Annotated in this window: 17 protein-coding genes; 9 read left to right on the top strand and 8 right to left on the bottom strand. The window is 73.0% G+C overall.

Going from position 1 to position 19,346, the window contains the following annotated elements:
* Window positions 1-34: 34 nt before the first annotated feature.
* The 3 genes from ACFYL6_RS23125 (at window position 35) to ACFYL6_RS23115 (ending at window position 5,183) form a co-directional block, all read left to right on the top strand.
* On the top strand, window positions 35-730 hold the full coding sequence (locus tag ACFYL6_RS23125) for a gamma-glutamyl-gamma-aminobutyrate hydrolase family protein (RefSeq protein ID WP_387174124.1): 696 nt from the start codon (window positions 35-37) through the stop codon (window positions 728-730).
* A 47-nt stretch (window positions 731-777) separates the two neighbouring features.
* Window positions 778-1,329, top strand: a complete 552-nt coding sequence (locus ACFYL6_RS23120; RefSeq protein WP_387174074.1) for a pyridoxamine 5'-phosphate oxidase family protein — start codon at window positions 778-780, stop codon at window positions 1,327-1,329.
* A gap of 194 nt (window positions 1,330-1,523) precedes the next feature.
* The gene (locus tag ACFYL6_RS23115) at window positions 1,524-5,183 is read left to right on the top strand and encodes a SpoIIE family protein phosphatase (protein ID WP_387174072.1); all 3,660 of its coding nucleotides are present in this window, start codon (window positions 1,524-1,526) and stop codon (window positions 5,181-5,183) included.
* Between the two features lie 64 nt (window positions 5,184-5,247).
* On the opposite strand, the gene ACFYL6_RS23110 is transcribed toward ACFYL6_RS23115, so the two are convergent.
* Window positions 5,248-5,562, bottom strand: coding sequence for an STAS domain-containing protein (locus ACFYL6_RS23110; RefSeq protein WP_387174070.1), 315 nt, complete (start codon window positions 5,560-5,562; stop codon window positions 5,248-5,250).
* A 95-nt stretch (window positions 5,563-5,657) separates the two neighbouring features.
* Between ACFYL6_RS23110 and map the strand changes: the two genes are divergently transcribed.
* Together map and ACFYL6_RS23100 are read left to right on the top strand one after the other, a co-directional pair.
* Window positions 5,658-6,515: a type I methionyl aminopeptidase gene (gene map / locus ACFYL6_RS23105; RefSeq protein ID WP_387174068.1), complete on the top strand. Its 858-nt coding sequence runs from the start codon at window positions 5,658-5,660 to the stop codon at window positions 6,513-6,515.
* A gap of 114 nt (window positions 6,516-6,629) precedes the next feature.
* A complete protein-coding gene (locus ACFYL6_RS23100) occupies window positions 6,630-7,343 on the top strand; it encodes a VIT1/CCC1 transporter family protein (protein WP_387174066.1) in 714 nt (237 codons plus the stop codon).
* Between the two features lie 6 nt (window positions 7,344-7,349).
* Here the strand turns inward: ACFYL6_RS23100 and ACFYL6_RS23095 are convergent, their stop codons facing one another.
* The 7 genes from ACFYL6_RS23095 to ACFYL6_RS23065 form a co-directional block, all read right to left on the bottom strand.
* On the bottom strand, window positions 7,350-8,078 hold the full coding sequence (locus ACFYL6_RS23095; protein WP_387174064.1) for a nucleotidyltransferase domain-containing protein: 729 nt from the start codon (window positions 8,076-8,078) through the stop codon (window positions 7,350-7,352).
* 221 nt (window positions 8,079-8,299) lie between these two features.
* Window positions 8,300-8,800, bottom strand: a complete 501-nt coding sequence (locus ACFYL6_RS23090; RefSeq protein WP_387174062.1) for a nitroreductase/quinone reductase family protein — start codon at window positions 8,798-8,800, stop codon at window positions 8,300-8,302.
* 65 nt (window positions 8,801-8,865) lie between these two features.
* Window positions 8,866-11,643: an FtsX-like permease family protein gene (locus ACFYL6_RS23085; RefSeq protein WP_387174060.1), complete on the bottom strand. Its 2,778-nt coding sequence runs from the start codon at window positions 11,641-11,643 to the stop codon at window positions 8,866-8,868.
* Window positions 11,640-12,398 carry an ABC transporter ATP-binding protein gene (locus ACFYL6_RS23080; RefSeq protein ID WP_387174058.1) on the bottom strand — a complete coding sequence of 253 codons (759 nt, stop codon included), beginning with the start codon at window positions 12,396-12,398 and terminating at the stop codon, window positions 11,640-11,642. The genes ACFYL6_RS23085 and ACFYL6_RS23080 overlap by 4 nt, the downstream gene beginning before the upstream one ends.
* Window positions 12,371-12,973: a PadR family transcriptional regulator gene (locus tag ACFYL6_RS23075; protein ID WP_238662051.1), complete on the bottom strand. Its 603-nt coding sequence runs from the start codon at window positions 12,971-12,973 to the stop codon at window positions 12,371-12,373. The genes ACFYL6_RS23080 and ACFYL6_RS23075 overlap by 28 nt, the downstream gene beginning before the upstream one ends.
* A gap of 52 nt (window positions 12,974-13,025) precedes the next feature.
* Window positions 13,026-13,463: a ferritin-like domain-containing protein gene (locus tag ACFYL6_RS23070; RefSeq protein ID WP_387174056.1), complete on the bottom strand. Its 438-nt coding sequence runs from the start codon at window positions 13,461-13,463 to the stop codon at window positions 13,026-13,028.
* Window positions 13,460-13,987 carry a hypothetical protein gene (locus ACFYL6_RS23065; RefSeq protein WP_387174054.1) on the bottom strand — a complete coding sequence of 176 codons (528 nt, stop codon included), beginning with the start codon at window positions 13,985-13,987 and terminating at the stop codon, window positions 13,460-13,462. Before ACFYL6_RS23065 ends, ACFYL6_RS23070 begins: the two co-directional genes overlap by 4 nt.
* Before the next feature lie 155 nt (window positions 13,988-14,142).
* Here ACFYL6_RS23065 and rimP point away from each other — a divergent pair, with 155 nt between their 5' ends.
* From rimP to infB, 4 genes are all read left to right on the top strand, one after another.
* The gene (rimP, locus tag ACFYL6_RS23060) at window positions 14,143-14,832 is read left to right on the top strand and encodes a ribosome maturation factor RimP (RefSeq protein WP_387174122.1); all 690 of its coding nucleotides are present in this window, start codon (window positions 14,143-14,145) and stop codon (window positions 14,830-14,832) included.
* The gene (gene nusA / locus ACFYL6_RS23055) at window positions 14,829-15,872 is read left to right on the top strand and encodes a transcription termination factor NusA (RefSeq protein WP_387174052.1); all 1,044 of its coding nucleotides are present in this window, start codon (window positions 14,829-14,831) and stop codon (window positions 15,870-15,872) included. Before rimP ends, nusA begins: the two co-directional genes overlap by 4 nt.
* Before the next feature lie 16 nt (window positions 15,873-15,888).
* Window positions 15,889-16,221 carry a YlxR family protein gene (locus ACFYL6_RS23050; RefSeq protein ID WP_387174050.1) on the top strand — a complete coding sequence of 111 codons (333 nt, stop codon included), beginning with the start codon at window positions 15,889-15,891 and terminating at the stop codon, window positions 16,219-16,221.
* A gap of 93 nt (window positions 16,222-16,314) precedes the next feature.
* Window positions 16,315-19,335 carry a translation initiation factor IF-2 gene (gene infB, locus ACFYL6_RS23045; RefSeq protein ID WP_387174048.1) on the top strand — a complete coding sequence of 1,007 codons (3,021 nt, stop codon included), beginning with the start codon at window positions 16,315-16,317 and terminating at the stop codon, window positions 19,333-19,335.
* Window positions 19,336-19,346: the final 11 nt, after the last annotated feature.

Here is a 19,346-nt window from a genome sequence, read left to right as displayed (position 1 = left end):
TTTGCGAGCCCCGCAGTCGCGAACCGTGCCAGCCCTGAGGAGGCCCCTGATCGGGGTCAGCGCGTACGTCGAACCGGCCGACTGGGCCGTCTGGCGGGGGGTGCGGGCGGTGCTGGTGCCGGAGGCGTACTCGCTCGCGGTGACGGCCGCGGGCGGCCGGGCGGTGGTCCTGCCGCCGGACGACGTGGACGCGGACGTGGTGGCCGTCCTCGACGGGTTGTTGTTGGCCGGTGGCGCGGACGTCGGCCCGGCTCGGTACGGCCAGCCGCCCGACCCGCGTACCGAGGACCGGCCGGACCGGGACGCGGGTGAGCTGGCCCTGTTGGCCGCCGCGCTCGCCGCCGGGCTGCCGGTGCTGGGCGTGTGTCGGGGGATGCAGCTGCTCGCGGTCGCGTACGGCGGCACGCTGCACCAGCACCTGCCCGACGTGGTGGGTCACGAGGCGCACCGCCCGGCGCCCGCCGTCTACGGGGCCCACGCGGTGCGGTTCGCGCCGGGGAGCTTGGCCGCCTCGGTGTTGGAGGGGGTCGACCAGGTCAACTCGTACCACCACCAGGCGGTAGCCGATCCGGGCCGGCTCACGGTGACCGGCTGGGCGGAAGACGGTGTGGTCGAGGCGGTCGAGGACCAGACCCGACCGTTCGTGCTCGGGGTGCAGTGGCATCCGGAGAACGAGGCGGATCCCCGCCCGATCACCGCCCTGGTGCGGGCGGCTGACCGGAGGGTGTGACTGAGATCGCCCCCGCCCGTCGACGAGACCGATGGGAGGATCGGCGCATGGGCAAGGTGTATCCGGAGATCGACGGTCGGCTGCGTGACTTCATCGTGGCCCAGCCGCTCTTCTTCGTGGCGACCGCCCCGTCCGGGGTCGAGGGGCACGTCAACGTGTCGCCGAAGGGCATGCGGGGCACGTTCGTGATCCTCGGCCCGCACCGGGTGGCCTACCTCGACTATCACGGCAGTGGGGCGGAGACCATCGCCCACCTGCGGGACAACGGCCGGATCACGCTGATGTTCTGCGCCTTCGACGGCCCGCCGAAGATCGTCCGGTTGCACGGTCGGGGCAGCAGCGTCGCGGTGACCGAGGAGGCCTTCGCCGACCGGCTGGCCGAGTTTCCGGCACCGCCGGACGTGCACGCCGTCCGGGCGGTCATCACGGTCGAGGTGGAGCGGGTCAGTGACTCCTGCGGATATGCGGTGCCACTGATGGACTTCCGGGCCGAACGCGATCTGTTACTCACCTCACACTCCCGCCGTAGCGCCGATGATCTGGTCGCCTACCGGGCCACCAAGAACGCGGCGAGCATCGACGGACTGCCGGTCTTCTGACTCGTCAAAGCGTTCCGGCCACCGCCGTTGCGACGCCGCCGTCCACCCGCACTGTCCGGTGCCTGACGGCTCAGGCGTACGTAACCAGCGTCCATCGCTGGTAATGCGTTACGTTGCTGGTCCGCTTGGGTACAAGTCGGAGCACGGCGGGTGAAGATCAACGGTCGAGGGGTACGGCCGGAGCGGGAGGCTGCATGAGCTCGGCCCAGGGGGGCGCGGACATCGGGCATGCCGCCCTGTCCGGCCGTGAGACCCCACCGATGCTGGCGGCCGCGTTCGCGGCCGGCGGCGAGATGGGCGAGCGGCTCGCCTCCTTCGACTGGTCCTCCGGCCCGCTGGGTGAGCCCGGTCAGTGGCCCCCGGCGCTCTCCAACGCGGTCGGGATGATGCTCGCCTCCAGCTCGCCGATCGTCATGTTCTGGGGCGACGAGCAGTTCGCCTTCTACAACGACGCCTACCGGCCGACCATCGGTGCCAAACACCCGGACGTGATCGGCCAGCCGGCCCGCTCGTACTGGGCTGAGACCTGGGCGGTACTCGGCCCGCTGCTCGACAGCGTCCGGAGCACCGGACGCTCGTACCGGGGCGAGGACCACCCCTTTCTGCTGGACCGTTACGGCTTCGTCGAGCAGACCTACTTCAACGTCTCGTACGACCCGATCCGAGGTGACGACGGCTCGGTCAGCGGCGTCTACTGCATCGTCAGCGAGACCACCGGGCGGGTGCTCGGCGAGCGCCGGCTGCGGGCGCTGTCCGAACTGGGTGCCGAGCTGACCGACATCGGCAGCGCCGCGGAACTGGGCCGGACCGCCGCCGAGGTGCTCGGCCGGCACCGGGCGGACGTCCCGTTCGCCCTGATCTACCTGGCTGACGACAGCGACCAGCTCACCCTGGCCGGCTGCGCCGGCACCACCCCGCCCACCATCGACGTCCCGTCGGAGCTGCTGGCCCGGTTGACCGCCGATGGCGCGCCCGTCACGGTCGAGGTGGCCGCTCGGCTCGACGTCCTGCCGGTCGACGCCGCCGACCAGGCCCTCGTGCTGCCGCTCACGGCGACCAACCAGACGGTCGGCGCGCTGGTCGTCGGCGTGGCCCGCCAGTTGCCGCTCGGCGACGACTACCGCGACTTCCTCGGCCTGGTCGCCGCCCAGATCTCCCGGGCGGTCGGCACCCAGCGGGCGTACGAGCAGGAACGGGCCCGCGCCGCCGAGCTTGCCGCGTTGGACCGGGCGAAGACCAACTTCTTCGCCAACGTCAGCCACGAGTTCCGCACCCCGCTGACCCTGGTGCTCGGCCCGCTGGAGGACATGCTGGCCGACCCGGAGCTGCCGGCCAGCGAAACCGACCGGCTCACCATGATGCACCGCAACGCGCTGCGTCTGCTCAAGCTGGTCAACACCGTGCTGGACTTCTCCCGACTGGAGTCCGGCCGGCTCGCCGCCCGCTACCAGCCCACCGACCTCGCCGGTTACACCGCCCGGCTGGCCAGCACCTTCCGCTCGGCCACCGCTCGGGCCGGGTTGCGACTGGTGGTGGACTGTCCGCCGCTGCCGATGCCGGTCTTCGTCGACCGGGACATGTGGGAGAAGATCGTTCTCAACCTGGTGTCGAACGCGGTCAAGTTCACCTTCGACGGCGAGATCCGGGTGCGGATCCGGGCCGTGGAGGGCGCGGCCCGGCTGGAGGTGACGGACACCGGCGTCGGCATCGTGCCGGACGAGCTGCCACACGTCTTCGAACGGTTCCACCGGGTGCCCGGGGTGCGGGCACGCACCCACGAAGGCACCGGCATCGGGCTCGCGCTGGTCCGGGAGCTGGTCGAGATGCACGGCGGTGCGGTCGGGTTGACCAGCCAGGTCGACGAGGGCAGCACCTTCACGGTGACCGTCCCGTTCGGTTCGGCGCACCTGCCGGCGGACCGGGTGGCGGCGTTCGACCCGCTGCCCGTGGGTGAGCCCGAGCAGGCCCGTCTCTTCGTGGCGGAGACCGCGCTGTGGGCCGGTGTCGCGCCGACGTCCGAGTTCGACCGTCAGCCGGCGAAGGGCACCTCGGCCGGCCGGATCCTTGTCGTCGACGACAACGCCGACCTGCAGGAGCACGTCAGTCGGCTTCTCTCCCCGACCTGGGACGTGGTCACCGCGAACGACGGGCTCGATGCCCTGCCGCTGGCCCGCGAGGGCGGGTTCGACCTGGTGCTCAGCGACGTGATGATGCCCCGGCTGGACGGGTTCGGGCTGGTGAGCGCACTGCGCGCGGACCCGCGTACCCGGCATGTGCCGATCGTGCTGCTCTCCGCCCGCGCCGGCTCCGCGGAGGCCGTCGCCGGTCTCGCCGTCGGCGCCGACGACTACCTCACCAAGCCGTTCTCCGCGCAGGAGCTGATCGCCCGGGTGCGGGCCAACGTGGAGCTGGGCCAGCTGCGCGGGCAGATCATCCGCCGGCTCCGGGCGCTGGCCGACGCGGCGGTGGCGGTGAACACCGCCCGGTCGACCGCCGACGTGCTCCAGGTCGCCGCCCGGCACGCGTTGAGCCTCGCCGAGGCGGCACGGGTGGTGGTCACCGCTGCCGAGGCGCGCTTCGAGGCGGACGGCGGCGGCACCACCGCCGCCGACCCGTCCTTCGTGGCCGAGTTGACCGGCACCACCGGCAAGCAGCTCGGTGACCTGCAGGTCTGGCGGGCCGATGGCGACGAGGCGCAGGCCGACGACGCCGCGCTGACCCAACTGGCCCGGCTCGTCGGGGTGCGACTGGAGAACGCCCAGCTCTACGAAGCCGAACACCGCATTGCCACCACCCTGCAGCACAGCCTGCTGCCCCGGTCGCTGCCCCAACTGCCCGGCGCGGTGGTGGCCAGCCGCTACCTGCCCGGCAGCGCCGACGTCGAGGTCGGCGGCGACTGGTACGACGCGATCGCGCTGAACGGCGACGAGCTGGTGCTGGTCATCGGCGACGTGGTCGGTAAGGGCGTCCGGGCCGCCGCGGCGATGGGGCAGCTGCGCAACGCGCTGCGCGCGTACGTGCTGGAGGGCTTCGACCCGGGTGAGTCGCTGACCCGGCTCAACCGGCTGGTCGGCTCCACCGAGGGCCGCTCCTTCGCGACGGTGGTCTGCCTGCTGTTCAACCCCCGCACCGGTCGGCTGCGGTACGCGAGCGCCGGTCACCCGTCCCCACTGTTGATCACCGGAGGCGACGTGGCGTTCCTGCACGACCGAGCGCTCGGTCCACCGGTCGGCGCTCTCCCCGGCGCGACGTACGAGTCGGTCGAGGGCGAGCTGGCGGCCAGCAGTCGACTGCTGCTCTACACCGACGGGCTGATCGAGGACCGTCAGCTCGGCATCGATGCCTCACTGGCCCAGCTCCGCATCGACGCGGCCACCCCGAGTGAGCACGTGGTCGACCTGATCGACGCGGTCGTCGAGCGGGTCACCGGCCGACCGCGCCGTGACGACGTGGCGGTCCTCGCCCTGGAGGCGGCGGAGCTGAACCGCTTCACGCTGCGGCTACCGGCCGACCCGACCCGGCTCAGCGTGCTGCGAAAGCGGCTGGAGGACTTCCTGGTCGCGCACTCGGTCGGCGAGACCGACCTGTTCGACCTGACCGTCGCCGTCTCCGAGGCCGCCGCCAACGCCATCGAGCACCCGATCCACCCCGCCGAGGCCATGATCAGTGTGGAGGTGGCCATCGAGGGTCGGACGGTGACCGCCACGGTGCGCGACAGCGGGCAGTGGCGGGAGTCGACCGGCTCCGGCTTCCGGGGCCGCGGCCTGGCCCTGATCAAGGCCCTGGGTGACCTGTCGGTACGGCGTACCGATGAGGGCACCGAGGTGACGCTGCGCCGGCAGTTGCAGGACTGACCGCGCGCCCGGCGGGCGCCGGCAGGCCTTGAGGGCCTGGCCTCCGCTGGACTCGACGCCGGCCCTAGGCCGGGTCGAGCCAGCTCTGCCCGCCGAGGCCGGAGATCTCCAGCACGCGACGGACCTGCCGGGACGGACGGACGGTGAGCGTGCCCGGAAACTGCTGGGCGAGCCGGACCAGGGCGTGGATGGCGGCCGAGTCGAAGAAGGTGACCAAGCTCAGGTCGAGTGTGATCTTCCTGGCGGGCTCGCGCAGCGCCGTCTGGAGCATCGTGTCCGCGGTCGCCATGTCGACCTCGCCGGCCACCACGACGTGGAGGTGGTCACCGTCGATCTCAGCGCTGGCGGAGAAGACGGGCGGTGCTCCCCCTTGATCCACGCAGACACCATGGCACAGCCACCCTGGCAGGGCAACAACCTCCACCGGACGGCCGTGGCGCGGGTCACCAGCGGTCCCGGCGATAGGCTTGCGGCATGACCGTCCGTCCGCCGCTGACACCAGGCACGCTCACCCCGATGCGACCGGTGCCATCCCAGATCGCCCGACCGGAGTACGTGGGCAAGAAGCGCCCACAGGAGTGGCGTGGCTCGCACGTGCAGACGCCGGAGACCATCGAGAAGATGCGGATCGCCAGCCGGCTCGCCGCCCAGGCGACCCAGCTCGCCGGCGAGCACTGCAAGCCCGGCGTGACCACCGACGAGATCGACAAGGTGGTGCACGAGTTCCTCTGCGACCACGGGGCGTACCCGTCGACGCTGGGCTACAAGGGCTTCCCGAAGTCCTGCTGCACCAGCCTCAACGAGGTCATCTGCCACGGCATCCCGGACTCCACGGTCCTGCAGGACGGCGACATCATCAACGTCGACGTGACCGCGTACATCGGTGGGGTGCACGGTGACACCGACGCCACCTTCTGCGTCGGCGAGGTCAGCGAGGAGGCCCGGCTGCTGGTCGAGCGGACCCACGAGGCGATGATGCGCGGCATCCGCGCCGTCGCGCCGGGTCGCCAGATCAACGTGGTGGGCCGCGTCATCGAGTCGTACGCCAAGCGGTTCGGCTACGGCGTGGTCCGCGACTTCACCGGCCACGGCATCGGCGAGGCCTTCCACAGCGGCCTCTACGTGCCGCACTACGACAGCCCGCGCCCCACGGACATCATGGAGCCGGGCATGACGTTCACCATCGAGCCGATGATCACCCTCGGCACCTACCAGTACGACATGTGGGACGACGGGTGGACCGTGGTCACCAAGGACCGGAAGTGGACGGCGCAGTTCGAGCACACCATCGTGGTGACCGACGACGGCCACGAGATCCTGACCCTTCCGTGAGCGCGAGGAACGCAGCGAAGCGAAGTCCCGCAGTCGCGAACGAAGGGCAAGCGCCGTGAGCGCGAGGAACGCAGCGAAGCGGAGTCCCGCAGTCGCGAACGAAGGGCAGGCGCCGTGACCGACACCCCAGCGGCGCTGCGCGAGGCGCACCACGCGGACGTCTCCGGCGGCTGGCTACGCCCGGCCGTCTTCGGCGCGATGGACGGCCTGGTCACCAACATCGCCCTGATCGCCGGCGTCGGCGGGGGCGGGGTGTCGGCGCGCAGCATCGTGCTCACCGGCAGCGCCGGCCTGGTGGCCGGGGCGATCTCGATGGGGCTCGGCGAGTACACCAGCGTGCGCTCCGCCAACGAGCAGGTCGCCAACGAGGTGGCCAAGGAGCGACGGGAGCTGGAACGGCACCCCGAGGCCGAGGCCCGGGAGCTGGCCGACGCGTGGGTGGCCCGGGGCCTGCCCCGGGACCTCGCCACCCAGGTCGCCGAGGCGGTGCGGCGCGACCCGGAGGAGGCGCTGCGGGTGCACGTCCGCGAGGAGTTGGGCGTCGACCCCGACGACCAGCCCAGCCCGTGGGCCGCGGCGATCTCGTCGTTCCTGTTCTTCTCGGTCGGCGCGCTGGTCCCGCTGTTGCCGTACCTGCTCGGCGCCACCGAACTGTGGCTGGCGCTCGCCGTCGGCGGGCTCGGCCTGTTCGCCGCCGGTGCCGTGGTGGCCCGCTTCACCAACCGTCCCTGGTGGACCAGCGGGCTGCGCCAGCTGCTGCTGGGCGCCGCCGCGGCCGGCGCCACCTACCTGATCGGCTCGCTGATCGGCGTACCGGGCGGGCTGTGACGCACCTCAGGTGCTGAGCAGCTCGTCGATCGTGCCGTCGACCGCACGACCACGGGCGGCCAACTCCTCGGCCTGCCGGGCCAGCACCACACCCACCTCGGTCATGTCCGCCCCGGCCAACCCGGTGCGTCGCACCGCGTCCCCCGGGTCACGGAAGTAGGTGCGACTCAGCAGGCCCGTCACCGTGGCCGCCGCCAGCCGGGCCTCACCGAGCATCAGCAGAGCCTGATCGGTCTCGTACCACTCGGCGAGCCGGGCCGCCCGGGAGTGCGCCGCGCTGCCCCGGTACCACGCCTGCCGGGCCGCGGTGCTGAACTCCGCCGGCCGGGCCCGGGCCAACCGGCCCAGATGCTCGTCGCGCAAAGTCCGCAACCAGCCCGTCGGATCGTGCAACGCCTGCGTGGTGACGTACCGGTCGGCGGTCAGCGGCCATAGCGGGGAGAGCACCCGGGCCTGAGCCAGGTAGTCCTCGGCGGCGGCCACTGTCAGGTCGACGAGCACCCCGTCCACCCGCCGGGTCGCCGGGGGCGGCCCGGTCCCGGGTCGATAGGTGACCACCAGCATTCCCGCCTCGCGGTCCCCACCACCGTCGTCGTCCCCGTGCGCCAGGGGCCCGTGCACGGCGACCGCGAGCACCTCGGCCGGGAACCGCCGCCGGACCGCCTCGGCGACCCGCTCCGCGACCGTCCACCGTCGATCCTCGAGGCCCCGGTCGACACCGGCCCGCTCACTCACCGGACCAGCTCTGCTCGCGGCTGCGCGGCTCGCAACCCCGGCGCAACCCTGGCTCACTCCTCGCGCTCACGGGACCGCCTTTGCTCGCGGCTGCGGGGCTCGCAACCCCGGCTCACTCCTCGCGCTCACGGGACCGCCTTTGCTCGCGGCTGCGGGGCTCGCAACCCCGGCTCACTCCTCGCGCTCACGGGACCACCTCGCCTTGGCTACCGAGCGCCAGCCTAGCCAGCCGACGGCGGAGCGTCGGGCGCGCCGCGCCCGGTCGGGGCCAGCCGGAAGATGTGGATCTCCCGGCCGCCGGCCCGCTGCACGTACGTGCGGTACGCGGGCCACTCGGTGACCAGCAGCTCCCACAACCGGTCCCGTTCGGCGCCGGACGCCCGCTCGGCCCGCACCGCGACCCGCCGCCCCTTCACGTCCACCTCCGCGGCGGGATCGGCGAGCAGGTTCATCGCCCAACCGGGGTGCTGGGTCTGCCCCCAGTTGGAGCCGATCACCACGTACGCGTCGCGGTCGGGCACGAAGACCAGCGGATTGCTGCGGGGCTTACCGGAACGGCGGCCGGTCGTGGTGATCACCAGGGACGGGACCAGGCCCAGCGCGACCACCCGGCCACGGGTGAGGCGACCGACCACCCGGTCGGCGGGAACCAACAGACGCGCCGCCGCGCCGAACCAACGATGATGACCGAGCCGACGGGTGACTCTTCCCAGCACTGACACGCCGATCAGTCTGCCGGCTGCCCGGCCCGGCGGCACCCCCGCGCTGCCCGCGTTCGGCGGATCGGTCAGTCCAGCCGCCGTTCGATCGGCAACCGGGCCCGGGTGAACAGGCCCGCCCCGAGCATCGCCACCACCGGCACCAGCACCAGGACCCCGAGCGCGGGCCACGGCACCAGAAAGGGGTACGGATCGGGTACCGGCCAGGCGCTGGCGTACTGCCGGTTCACCGAGACCAGCACGATCGCGGCGGTGCCGAGGCCGGCCACGATGCCGAGCACCGAACCGAGACCGGCGATGACCCCGGCCTGGCAGATCGCCAGCCACCGGCGTACCGCCGGGGCCGCGCCAACGGCCGCGAGGGTGGTCAGCTCGGCGCGCCCCTCGGCGGCGGCGAGCGCGGTCGCGATCCCGGCCGCCCCCACCGTGATCAGTCCGGCAGCCGCCGCGAGCAGCAGGAGTAACGGTGAGTCGTCGCGTGGGCCGCCGCCGTTTTCCACCGTCAGCGAGAGCGTCCCGAAGGGCCGCAGGACGGCGGCGAACCGTGCCTGTTGCTCCTCGTCGGGCGGGGTCGTGGTGCCGATCACCCAGCCGGTCTGAGACCAGCTCAGGCCGAGTTGCCGGGCGGCGGCGGTGGACAGCAGTAGACGGGACTGACCGGTCGCCCGGGGCAGCGCGTACCCCGGAAGATCGTGGGCGGTGACCGGCACGTCCGGCCCGGCCTCCACCTCGGTGACCCGGACCGTCACCAGGCCGTCGTGCAGGTAGCGCGGGTCGGTCACCACCACGCCACCGGCGCGCAGCACGGCCGTGGCCGCGGCGGTCGTCGCCGGGTCCACGCCGGTGAGCAGGGGAAGTGCGGTCCCGTCGTCGACTCCGGGTTCCACGTAGCCGCCGAAGTAGTCCGCCTCCCGGATCTGGCAGCGGGGATCGGCGCGGGCCTGCTGGCGCTGCGCCGCGGGAAGGTGAACGCCGGGCTGCCAGGGGCAGGCCCGGTTCAGCGGGAGTACCGGCGCGATGTCGCAGTAGCCGGTGCGCCCCGCCCCGCAGCTCGGTGTCCGCACCGGGGCGACAGCGCCGACCCCGAGTTGGTTCCGGGCCGCGTCGGTGATCTGGGCCAGTGTGGGCTGCCGGGTCGAGTCGTTCGGGTTGACCAGTACGTGGCCGACCGGCAGCGCCGGCCGGTAGGCGCGCGCGTCGCGGGCGCCGTCACTGGCCAGGTATCCGCCGAGGGCCACACTGCTGGCGACGGCGGCCATCACGGCGCAGATGGCCGGTGCCGCGGCGGCCCGGTTGCGGCTGGCGTCGCGCAGCGCGATCCGTGGTGCCAGCGGCAACACCCGGCCAAGTCGGGCCAGCGCCCCGAGCAGCGTGGGCGTGCAGCACACCAGGCCCAACTCACCGAGGATCAACCCGGTGAGGATCACCGCCGGGGAGGTCCGGGTGGCCCCGAACGCCGCCAGCCCGGCCCCGCCGACCACCAGCGCCAGCCCGAGGGCCAACCACCGGCCCCGGGACGCCGCGGGGGTGCGTCGCCCGGCCAGCCCGGCGCTGACGTCCTGCCGGGCGGCGGTCCAGGCCGGTGTCAGCGCGGCGAGCACCCCGGCCAGCACCGCGACGCCACCGAGCAGGACCAGCGCGGTCGGCCAGCAGCGGTAGCCGCCGAAGCGGGCGCTGAAGACGTACTGCTCCATCAGCGGGCGACCGGCGAACGCCGCGCCGACGCCGACCAGCAGGCCGGCGGCGGCCCCCAACACACCCAGCACCACACCGTCGGCCAGCACGACCCGGCGGAGCTGGGCGGCGTCCCCGCCCGCCACCGCGACCAACGCCAGGTCCCGCCGCCGCCGACGGACACCGACGGCGAAGGCCGGCCCGACCAGCAGGACGACCTCCAGCAGCCCGAGGCCGGCGATGAGGACACCGGTGCTCAGGTCGTTGGCGCCGTCCCGCGTGATCGACCCGAACCACGTCCGGTTCGTCGCGGTCCCGGAGCCGCTCGGGTGTCGGCTGGTGACCACCACCCCCCGGTCGTTGAGTCGGGACACCAGCGCGGCGTCCACCGCTCCGGGCAGGTCCGCCAGCCAGACGCTGTCCGGCTCCGGACCGCTCGCCGGCGCGGCCCCCGGGTGCAGCGCCACCACCGGCCCGAGATCGTCGGGAAACTCGACCACCCCCACCACGGTGTACGCCCTGCTCCCGTCAGCGGTGGCCACGGCGTGGCCGAGGCGCAGGTCGAGGCGGCGCAGCGCCGCCGGACTGACCGCGACCTCACCGGGTTGCTGCGGCGCTCGGCCGGCTCGGAACCGCACCAGCCCGCGGGCCAGCGGGTCGGTGAGGTCCAGCACCCGACCGTTCACGACCTCGTCGCGGCGCGGGCCGCGCAGCGTCAGCGGGACGCGCGGACGCAGCTCGGTGACCCGGCTGCCCGGCCCCAGCAGTGCGGTCAGCTGGGCCGCGGTGACCTTCCCGGGGAGCTCGCCGTCGCGGGTGTACCAGCCCTCACCCCACTCGTCCTGCCCCACCGGGGCGTTGGCGATCCACTGCAGCTGCGCGTCGGCCACGCCGAGCCGGCGGTCGACGCGTTCCGCCGGGGTCAGCTCGGCCATGTCGTAGCTCGTCGCCAGGAAGGCCAGCGCCGCGACCGGCATGGCGATCATCGCGAGCACCAGGGCGGTCCGCCGTCGGGACCGGCGTGACTCCCGCCGGGCGATCCGCAGCGCCGCCCGCCAGGAGCCGGTCAGCTCGGCGAACCGCCGTCGGCCGGCCGGGGCGGGCGACGTGACCGGCCGCGGCGTCGCCGTGTCGGCCCGAGCGGCGGCCCGCGTCAGGCGGCGGATGGTCACCGGTCGCTGCCGGACAGCAACTGCTCGACACTGCCCAACGGTGCCGTCGTGTCGACCAGCACGCCGTCGCGGAGGAACACCACCCGGTCGGCCCAGCCCGCGTGCCGCGCCTCGTGGGTGACAAGCACTCCGGCGGCACCCGCGTCGATCCGGCGGCGCAGCAGGTGCAGCACCGCCTCACCGGTCTGGGAGTCCAGCGCCCCGGTGGGCTCGTCGGCGAGGACCAGCCGGCGTTCGCCCACCAGCGCGCGGGCGATCGCCACCCGCTGCTGCTGCCCACCGGAGAGCTGGTCCGGGAAGCGGTCACCCAACGCGGGCAGGCCCACCTCGGTGAGCGCGGCCATGGCCAGTGCGCGGGCCCGACGTCCGCTGGTCCCGTCGAGTTCCAGGGGGAGCGCCACGTTCTCCAGTGCGCTCAGACTGCCCAACAGGTTGAGCTGCTGGAAGATGTAGCCGATCCGGCGGCGGCGCAGCTGGGCCAGCCCGCGGCGGTCCAACGCCCCCAGCGGTTGCCCCTCGACCCGGACCTCGCCGCCGGTCGGGCGGTCCAACCCACCGGCGAGAGCCAGCAGGGTCGACTTACCGGAGCCGGACGGCCCCATCACGGCGACCAACTCGCCTGGCCGTACGACCAGGCTGACGCCGCGTAGCGCGTGTACCGCCGCCGGCCCGGCGCCGTGGGTGCGGTGGACGGCGCGTAGGTCCAGCACCGCGTCGTCCGACCCGCTCACCGTCGCGCCTCCTCGCCGGCCCATCGAGCCGCGTCCCGCGCGTCGTCGTCACCGGATCGGGGAGCGGGAGGCGCCGGGCCGCTGGGTTGGTGCCGGACCAGACTGGTCTCGCAGTGGTCCAGCCAGCGCACCTCGGCCTCGGCCTGGAACACCATCGAGTCCAGCACCAGGCGCCAGGGGAGGTCCTCCGGCCGGTTGCTGCCGTACTTCAACCGGGTCAGCTCCTGCAGGGCCCGCATCGTCGCGCTGCGTTGGGCCTGCACCACCGACCGGACGTCGACCCCGGGGGTGGTCAGCGCCAGCGCCAGCTTGATCGCCAGCTCGTCGCGGGGTCGGTCGGTACGGCTGATCGGGGTGGCGAACCACAGCGCCAGGTCCGCCCGGCCGGCGTCGGTGATCTCGTACGGGCGCTGCCCGGCCTCGCTCTCCGGCAGCGGGCGCACCAGACCGTCCCGTTCCAGCCGGGACAGCGTGGTGTAGACCTGCCCGATGTTCAGCGGCCAGGTCGAGCCGGTCGACTCCTCGAACGCGGCGCGCAGCTGGTAGCCGTACATCTGGCCGCGTTCGAGCAGAGCGAGCAACCCGTGACGGATGGACATGGCAACGGAGTATGCATACCTGGTATGCGCACCGCAACCGCAGCGGACCGGTTCAGGCCGGTCGACCGGGAAACGCGACAGTCAGCGGGGTCAGCCCGGCGGTCTTGCGCCACCGGGTGGCCCGCACGGCGTACTCGACCAGGGCGGCCAGCGCCTGGTCCCGGTCGGCGCCGGTGGTGGACGCCAGGGCGGCCCGCCAGTGCGCGGCCGTGCGCTCCTCCACCTCGGCGGCGAGCCGCAGGGCGCTCGCCCGGTCGGTGACCGGGAACGGCAGGGCGTAGCCGGCGCGGTCCGGCGGGACGACGCCGCCGGCCGTGGTGAGCTGCACCACGAGCGCGTCACGTCGGCGTCGGTGCGCGGCCTCCGCCTGGCGTGCCGCGTCCCGCGCCGCTCCGGTGAGCCGGACGCCGATTCGTCCGTAGGCGTAGATGGCCGCGTACTCGGCGGACAGGGCGGCGGCGAGCGCCTCCCCGGCGGACGGCTGCCTCACTTCAGTGCCTCCTGGTGGGTGGCCCGGGCGGCGACGATCGAGCCGAGCAGTGCCGCCCGCTCGGCGGGGGCCGCGGCGCAGGCGGCGGTGGCGGACTGCTGGGCGGTCTTCTCCAGCGCCCGCAGGGCGGCGCGCGCGCCGTTCGGGTCGGCCGCCGGGGCGGCGGTCGGGGCGGCGGAGGCCGCCGACGGCACGGTCACGCCGATGACCCGGGCCAGCTCGGTGGCGTGCGCGGTGTGCGTCTCGGCGATCGGGTTGAGCCGGTCGGCGAGCTCGGGATGGGCGGTCACGCTCGCCCGGTACGCGGCGGCCAGCGCGAGCGACTCGTCCATCGTCGGCCGCAGCGGGTCGGGCGTTGGGTCCGGTTGGTCGTCGCGGTCGAAAAGATCACAGCCGGTCAGTGGCGTCACGGTGCCACCGAGCACCAGCAGCGCCCCGGCGCTCAGGAGCTTTCGCCGGGAATGTCCGGATGCTTGGTCGCGCTGTGTCCTTCTGCCGATCCCCACCGGCCAAGTCAACACCATGCGCGGCGCTCCGGGGGTCATCGGCGTCGGTGCGCCGCCCGGTCCGCCGCCGGGCAGGCGCGTTACGCTCTGCGCAACCACCGGCGTGTCCACTCCGGTGGCGTGCCGGCATGGCGGGACGACCGGTCACCGTCGACCAGGGAGAGGGTGCGGAGATGACGCAGCGTGGCCGTGCCACCAGGCCGACGGGTCGACCCCGCGGTGCCGCGGGTCCCCGCGGCGGTGACCTCGCCGCGCGGCGGGACCGACTGCGGGCCGTGATCGAACCGGTGGTCAACGGCGCCGGTTACGACCTGGAGGACCTGTCGGTTTCCCGGGCCGGCCGCCGGCACGTGGTGCGGGTGATGGTGGACACCGACGGCGGGATCGACCTGGACGCCGTCGCGGACGTCTCCCGCGCGGTCTCGGCCGCGCTGGACGCCGCGGAGGAGACCGGCGGCGACATCGTCGCCGGCGAGTACCAGCTGGAAGTCAGCTCGCCCGGCGTCGACCGGCCCCTCACCCTGCCCCGCCACTGGCGGCGCAACGTGGGCCGACTGGTCAAGGTCACCGTCCGGGGCGCGACCGCGCTGCCCGGCCAGCGGGGTGAGCAGCCCGCCGGTGACCGTCAGCTGACCGGCCGGGTGGTCGCTGCCGACGACGAGGGCGTGCACCTGGAGACCGACGACGGCCGCGCCGCCTTGGCGTACGCCCAGCTGGGCCCCGGCCGCGTGCAGGTCGAGTTCACCCGGCTCGCCGAGCTCGGTGAGCCGGACGACGAGTTCGACGACGCGGATGATTCCGACGAGATCGACGATTCAGACGACATCGACGACGAAGATGATGTGGAGGACGAGGAGAGGTGAACATCGACCTCGCGGCGCTGCGCGCACTCGAGCGCGAGCGGGAGATCCCGTTCGACACGATTCTCGCGGCGATCGAGACCGCGTTGCTGACCGCCTACCGGCACACCGACGGTGCCGAACCGCACGCCCGGGTGGAGATCGACCGTAAGTCGGGCGCCGCCCTGGTGTACGCGCAGGAGATGGACGACGACGGCAGCCTGGTGCGGGAGTGGGACGACACCCCGCACGACTTCGGCCGGATCGCCGCCATGACGGCCAAGCAGGTGATCCTCCAGCGGTTGCGGGAGGCTACCGACGAGGTGCACTTCGGTGAGTACGTGGGCCGCGAGGGTGACCTCGTGACCGGCGTGGTGCAGGCGCACGAGACGCGCACCGAGAAGGGCATCGTCAGCGTCGACCTGGGCAAGCTGGAGGGCGTGCTGCCGCAGTCCGAGCAGGTGCCCGGCGAGCGGTACGCGCACGGCGAGCGGGTCCGCTGCGTCGTGGTGCACGTGGCCAAGGGCATGCGCGGGCCGCAGATCACCCTGTCCCGGTCGCACCCGGCTCTGGTCAAGAAGCTGTTCGCCCTGGAGGTGCCAGAGATCGCCGACGGCACCGTGGAGATCGGCGCGATCGCCCGTGAGGCGGGCCATCGCACGAAGATCGCCGTCCGCTCCACCACCCCCGGGGTGAACGCCAAGGGCGCCTGCATCGGCCCGATGGGTCAGCGGGTGCGTGCCGTGATGAGCGAGCTGCACGGTGAGAAGATCGACATCATCGACTGGTCGGACGACCCGGCCACCTTCGTCGGTAACGCTTTGTCGCCGGCCAAGGCGCTGCGGGTCGAGGTGGTCGACCTGGCCGGTCGGGCCGCCCGGGTGACCGTTCCCGACTTCCAGCTCTCGCTGGCGATCGGTCGGGAGGGGCAGAATGCCCGACTCGCGGCCCGATTGACCGGTTGGCGGATCGATATTCGCTCCGATGCGGAGCAGACCGCGCCGGCGGCGCGTGGGGTAACTGATCACGTGCGGGAGCCGGGCGGCGCGATCTCGGGGAGCTAGGGGTAGACTTCCTCCAGTGGTACGACGCGCGCAGCCGGAGCGCACCTGTGTGGGTTGCCGGCAACGTGCGCCGGCCAGCGAATTGCTGCGGATCGTCGCGGTCAGAAACGAGGCTGGTCACAGCCTCCGGCCTGATCCGCTCCGCAGGCTGCCGGGTCGGGGAGCGAACATGCACCCGGATCCGGCCTGCTTCGCGCTGGCGGTGCGGCGCCGCGCCTTCGGGCGTGCGCTGCGCAGCACCGAGGTCCTCGACCACGGTGCGCTGGCGGAGCACGTCGATGCGCCAACCACTACGTCCGGTCAGCCCGACCGGGCGAGGGTCGCTAGCAGGGTAGGACGACCGACATGAGCACACGATGAAGTCCCTGAAATGACCAGGCTTCAAGTGCACGAGTGAGGTCGCTGCGGGTGCTGCCCGCACGACCTCGGAGTGAGGAGTGCAGTGGCAGGCAAGGCCCGCGTACACGAGCTTGCAAAAGAGCTCGGGGTCGAGAGTAAGACCGTTCTCGCCAAGTTGAAGGAAATGGGCGAGTTCGTGAAGTCCGCGTCCAGCACCGTCGAGGCGCCCGTCGCCCGGCGGCTGCGTAACGCATTCGTCGCGTCCGCCGGAGCCCCGGCTCCGGCCGCCCCGTCGGCGCCCGCGTCGACGCCGGCTTCGAACCCGACCCCGACGCCAACCCCGACCCCGGGCGCGCCCCGGGTCTCGGCCAAGCCGATGCCGCCTCGGCGGCCGGCCGCGCCGGCACCCGGTCCGAAGCCCAAGGGTCCGGTGCCCGGTGCGCCGCAGTCGGCGACCCCGGTCGCCAAGCCGGCGAGTGCCCACGACATCGAGGTGGCGGCCGCGGAGGCGCGTGCCGCCGCGCTGAAGGCTGAGCAGGAGGCCGCGGTCAAGGCCGCGCAGGCCGCCCGCCAGCAGCAGCGGGACAACCCCGTCCGCCGGGAGCCCCCGGCAGAGGGCGGTAACCGCCCCGGCCCTCGGCCGGGTCCCGCGGCGATGCCGCCCCGTCCCGGTTCGCCGGCAGCTCGTCCGAGCACGCCGGCTCCCGGTCCGGGTGCCCGGCCGGGCGGTCGTCCGCCGGCGCGCGGTGCCGGTAACAACCCGTTCGGGATCCAGGGTGGCCAGCAGCAGCGGCCCCCGGCCGCCGGTGCGGGTGGCCCTCGGCCGAACAGCCCGGCGGGCATGCCGCCGCGGCCGAGCCCGAACTCCATGCCGCCGCGGCCCAGCCCGGCGTCCATGCCGAGCCAGCGTCCGGCTGCCGGTCGCCCCGGTCCCGGTGGCGCTGGTCGTCCCGGTGGCGGCGCAGGCCGTCCCGGCGGCGGCGGTGGCGGTGGCTTCCGTGGCGGTCCCGGCGGTGGCGCCGGTGGCGGCGGCGGTTACCGCGGCGGCCCTGGTGGCGGCGCGGGTGCCGGCGGTGGCGGTGGCTACCGTGGCGGTCCCGGCGGCGGTGCGGGTGCTCCCGGTGGCGGTTTCCGTCCGGGTGGTCCGGCCGGTGGCGGCGGTCGTCCGGGTGCGGGCGGTCGTGGCCGTGGCGGCGGCGCCGCGGGTGCCTTCGGGCGTCCGGGTGGTCGGCCGACGCGCGGTCGCAAGTCCAAGAAGCAGCGCAGACAGGAGTTCGACAACCTGTCGGCTCCGACCATGAGCTCGGGTGCTCCCCGGGGTCAGGGTCAGATCGTCAGGCTCTCCCGTGGCGCCTCGCTGTCCGACTTCGCGGACAAGATCAACGCCAACCCGGGTTCGCTGGTCCAGGAGATGTTCAACCTGGGCGAGATGGTCACCGCGACCCAGTCCTGTTCTGACGACACCCTGCACCTGCTGGGTGAGCACCTGGGCTTCGACATCCAGATCGTCAGCCCGGAGGACGAGGACCGCGAGCTGCTCGCGCAGTTCAACATCGACCTCGACGCGGAGGTGGCCGAGGAGCGTCTGGTCAGCCGTGCGCCGGTGGTGACCGTCATGGGTCACGTCGACCACGGTAAGACCAAGCTGCTCGACGCCATCCGTAAGGCGAACGTCGTGGCCGGTGAGGCGGGTGGCATCACCCAGCACATCGGTGCCTACCAGGTCCACGTCCCGCACGAGGGCGAGGACCGGGCGGTCACCTTCATCGACACCCCGGGTCACGAGGCGTTCACCGCCATGCGTGCTCGTGGTGCCCAGGTCACGGACATCGTGATCCTGGTCGTCGCGGCCGACGACGGTGTGATGCCGCAGACGATCGAGGCGTTGAACCACGCCAAGGCGGCCGATGTGCCGATCGTGGTCGCGGTCAACAAGGTCGACAAGCCGGACGCCAACCCGGACAAGGTCCGCCAGCAGCTGACCGAGTACGGCCTGGTCGCCGAGGAGTACGGCGGCGAGACCATGTTCGTCAACGTGGCCGCCAAGCCGGGCATCGGCATCGAGGAACTGCTCGAGGCCGTCCTGCTGACCGCCGACGCGTCGCTGGAGCTGACCGCTCCGATCGACGGGCCGGCGCAGGGTGTGGCCATCGAGGCACACCTGGACAAGGGCCGCGGTGCGGTGGCGACGGTGCTGGTGCAGAAGGGCACCCTGCGGGCGGGCGACTCGATCGTCGCCGGTGGGGCGCACGGCCGGGTCCGGGCCATGCTCGACGAGAACGGCAACCAGCTCACCGAGGCTGGGCCGGCGCGTCCGGTCATGGTGCTGGGTCTGACCGCGCCGCCCGGCGCGGGAGACACGTTCCTGGCCGCGGCGGACGACCGCACGGTGCGGCAGATCGCCGAGCAGCGGCAGGCACGGCGGCGGGCGGCGTCCTTCGCCAACTCCCGTGGTCGGGCCACCCTCGAGACGCTCATGGAGCAGCTCAAGGAGGGCGAGAAGACCTCGCTCAACCTCATCCTCAAGGGCGATGTCTCCGGTTCGGTGGAGGCCCTGGAGGACGCGCTGTTCAACCTCGACATCCCCGAGGAGGTCCAGCTCAAGGTCCTCGACCGGGGCGTCGGCGCGATCACCGAGAGCAACGTCATGCTCGCGAGCGCCTCGTCCGAGCCGGTCACGATCATCGGCTTCAACGTGCGGGCCTCGAACAAGGTCCGTGAGATGGCCGACCGCGAGGGCGTGGAGATCCGGTACTACACCGTCATCTACCAGGCCATCGAGGAGATCGAGGCAGCGCTCAAGGGCCTGCTCAAGCCGGAGTACGAGGAGGCCGAGCTGGGCACCGCGGAGATCCGCGATGTCTTCCGCTCGTCCAAGATCGGCAACATCTCCGGTTGCATCGTCCGGTCGGGCATCATCCGACGCAACGCGAAGGCTCGCCTGCTTCGGGACGGGGCGGTCGTGGCGGACAACCTCACGATCACCTCGCTCAAGCGGTTCAAGGACGACGCCACCGAGGTCCGCGAGGGCTTCGAGTGCGGTCTGACCCTGGGTGGTTACAACAACGTCCAGGTCGGCGACGTCATCGAGACCTTCGAGATGCGGGAGAAGGTTCGCGCCTGATCCGGCAGTGA

The organism is Micromonospora sp. NPDC007208 (assembly GCF_042869175.1).
GTDB classification, from domain to species: domain Bacteria; phylum Actinomycetota; class Actinomycetes; order Mycobacteriales; family Micromonosporaceae; genus Micromonospora; species Micromonospora foliorum.
This window is presented reverse-complemented; position numbering and strand designations above follow the sequence as displayed.

What these genes read in the sequence shown, in the direction of transcription:
- ACFYL6_RS23120 (WP_387174074.1), top strand. Translation starts at nt 778, where the DNA reads ATGGGCAAGGTGTATCCGGAGATCGACGGTCGGCTGCGTGACTTCATC.
- ACFYL6_RS23115 (WP_387174072.1), top strand. Translation starts at nt 1,524, where the DNA reads ATGAGCTCGGCCCAGGGGGGCGCGGACATCGGGCATGCCGCCCTGTCC.
- map (WP_387174068.1), top strand. Translation starts at nt 5,658, where the DNA reads ATGACCGTCCGTCCGCCGCTGACACCAGGCACGCTCACCCCGATGCGA.
- ACFYL6_RS23080 (WP_387174058.1), bottom strand. Translation starts at nt 12,398, where the DNA reads ATGGGCCGGCGAGGAGGCGCGACGGTGAGCGGGTCGGACGACGCGGTG.
- ACFYL6_RS23075 (WP_238662051.1), bottom strand. Translation starts at nt 12,973, where the DNA reads ATGTCCATCCGTCACGGGTTGCTCGCTCTGCTCGAACGCGGCCAGATG.
- ACFYL6_RS23065 (WP_387174054.1), bottom strand. Translation starts at nt 13,987, where the DNA reads ATGGTGTTGACTTGGCCGGTGGGGATCGGCAGAAGGACACAGCGCGAC.
- rimP (WP_387174122.1), top strand. Translation starts at nt 14,143, where the DNA reads ATGACGCAGCGTGGCCGTGCCACCAGGCCGACGGGTCGACCCCGCGGT.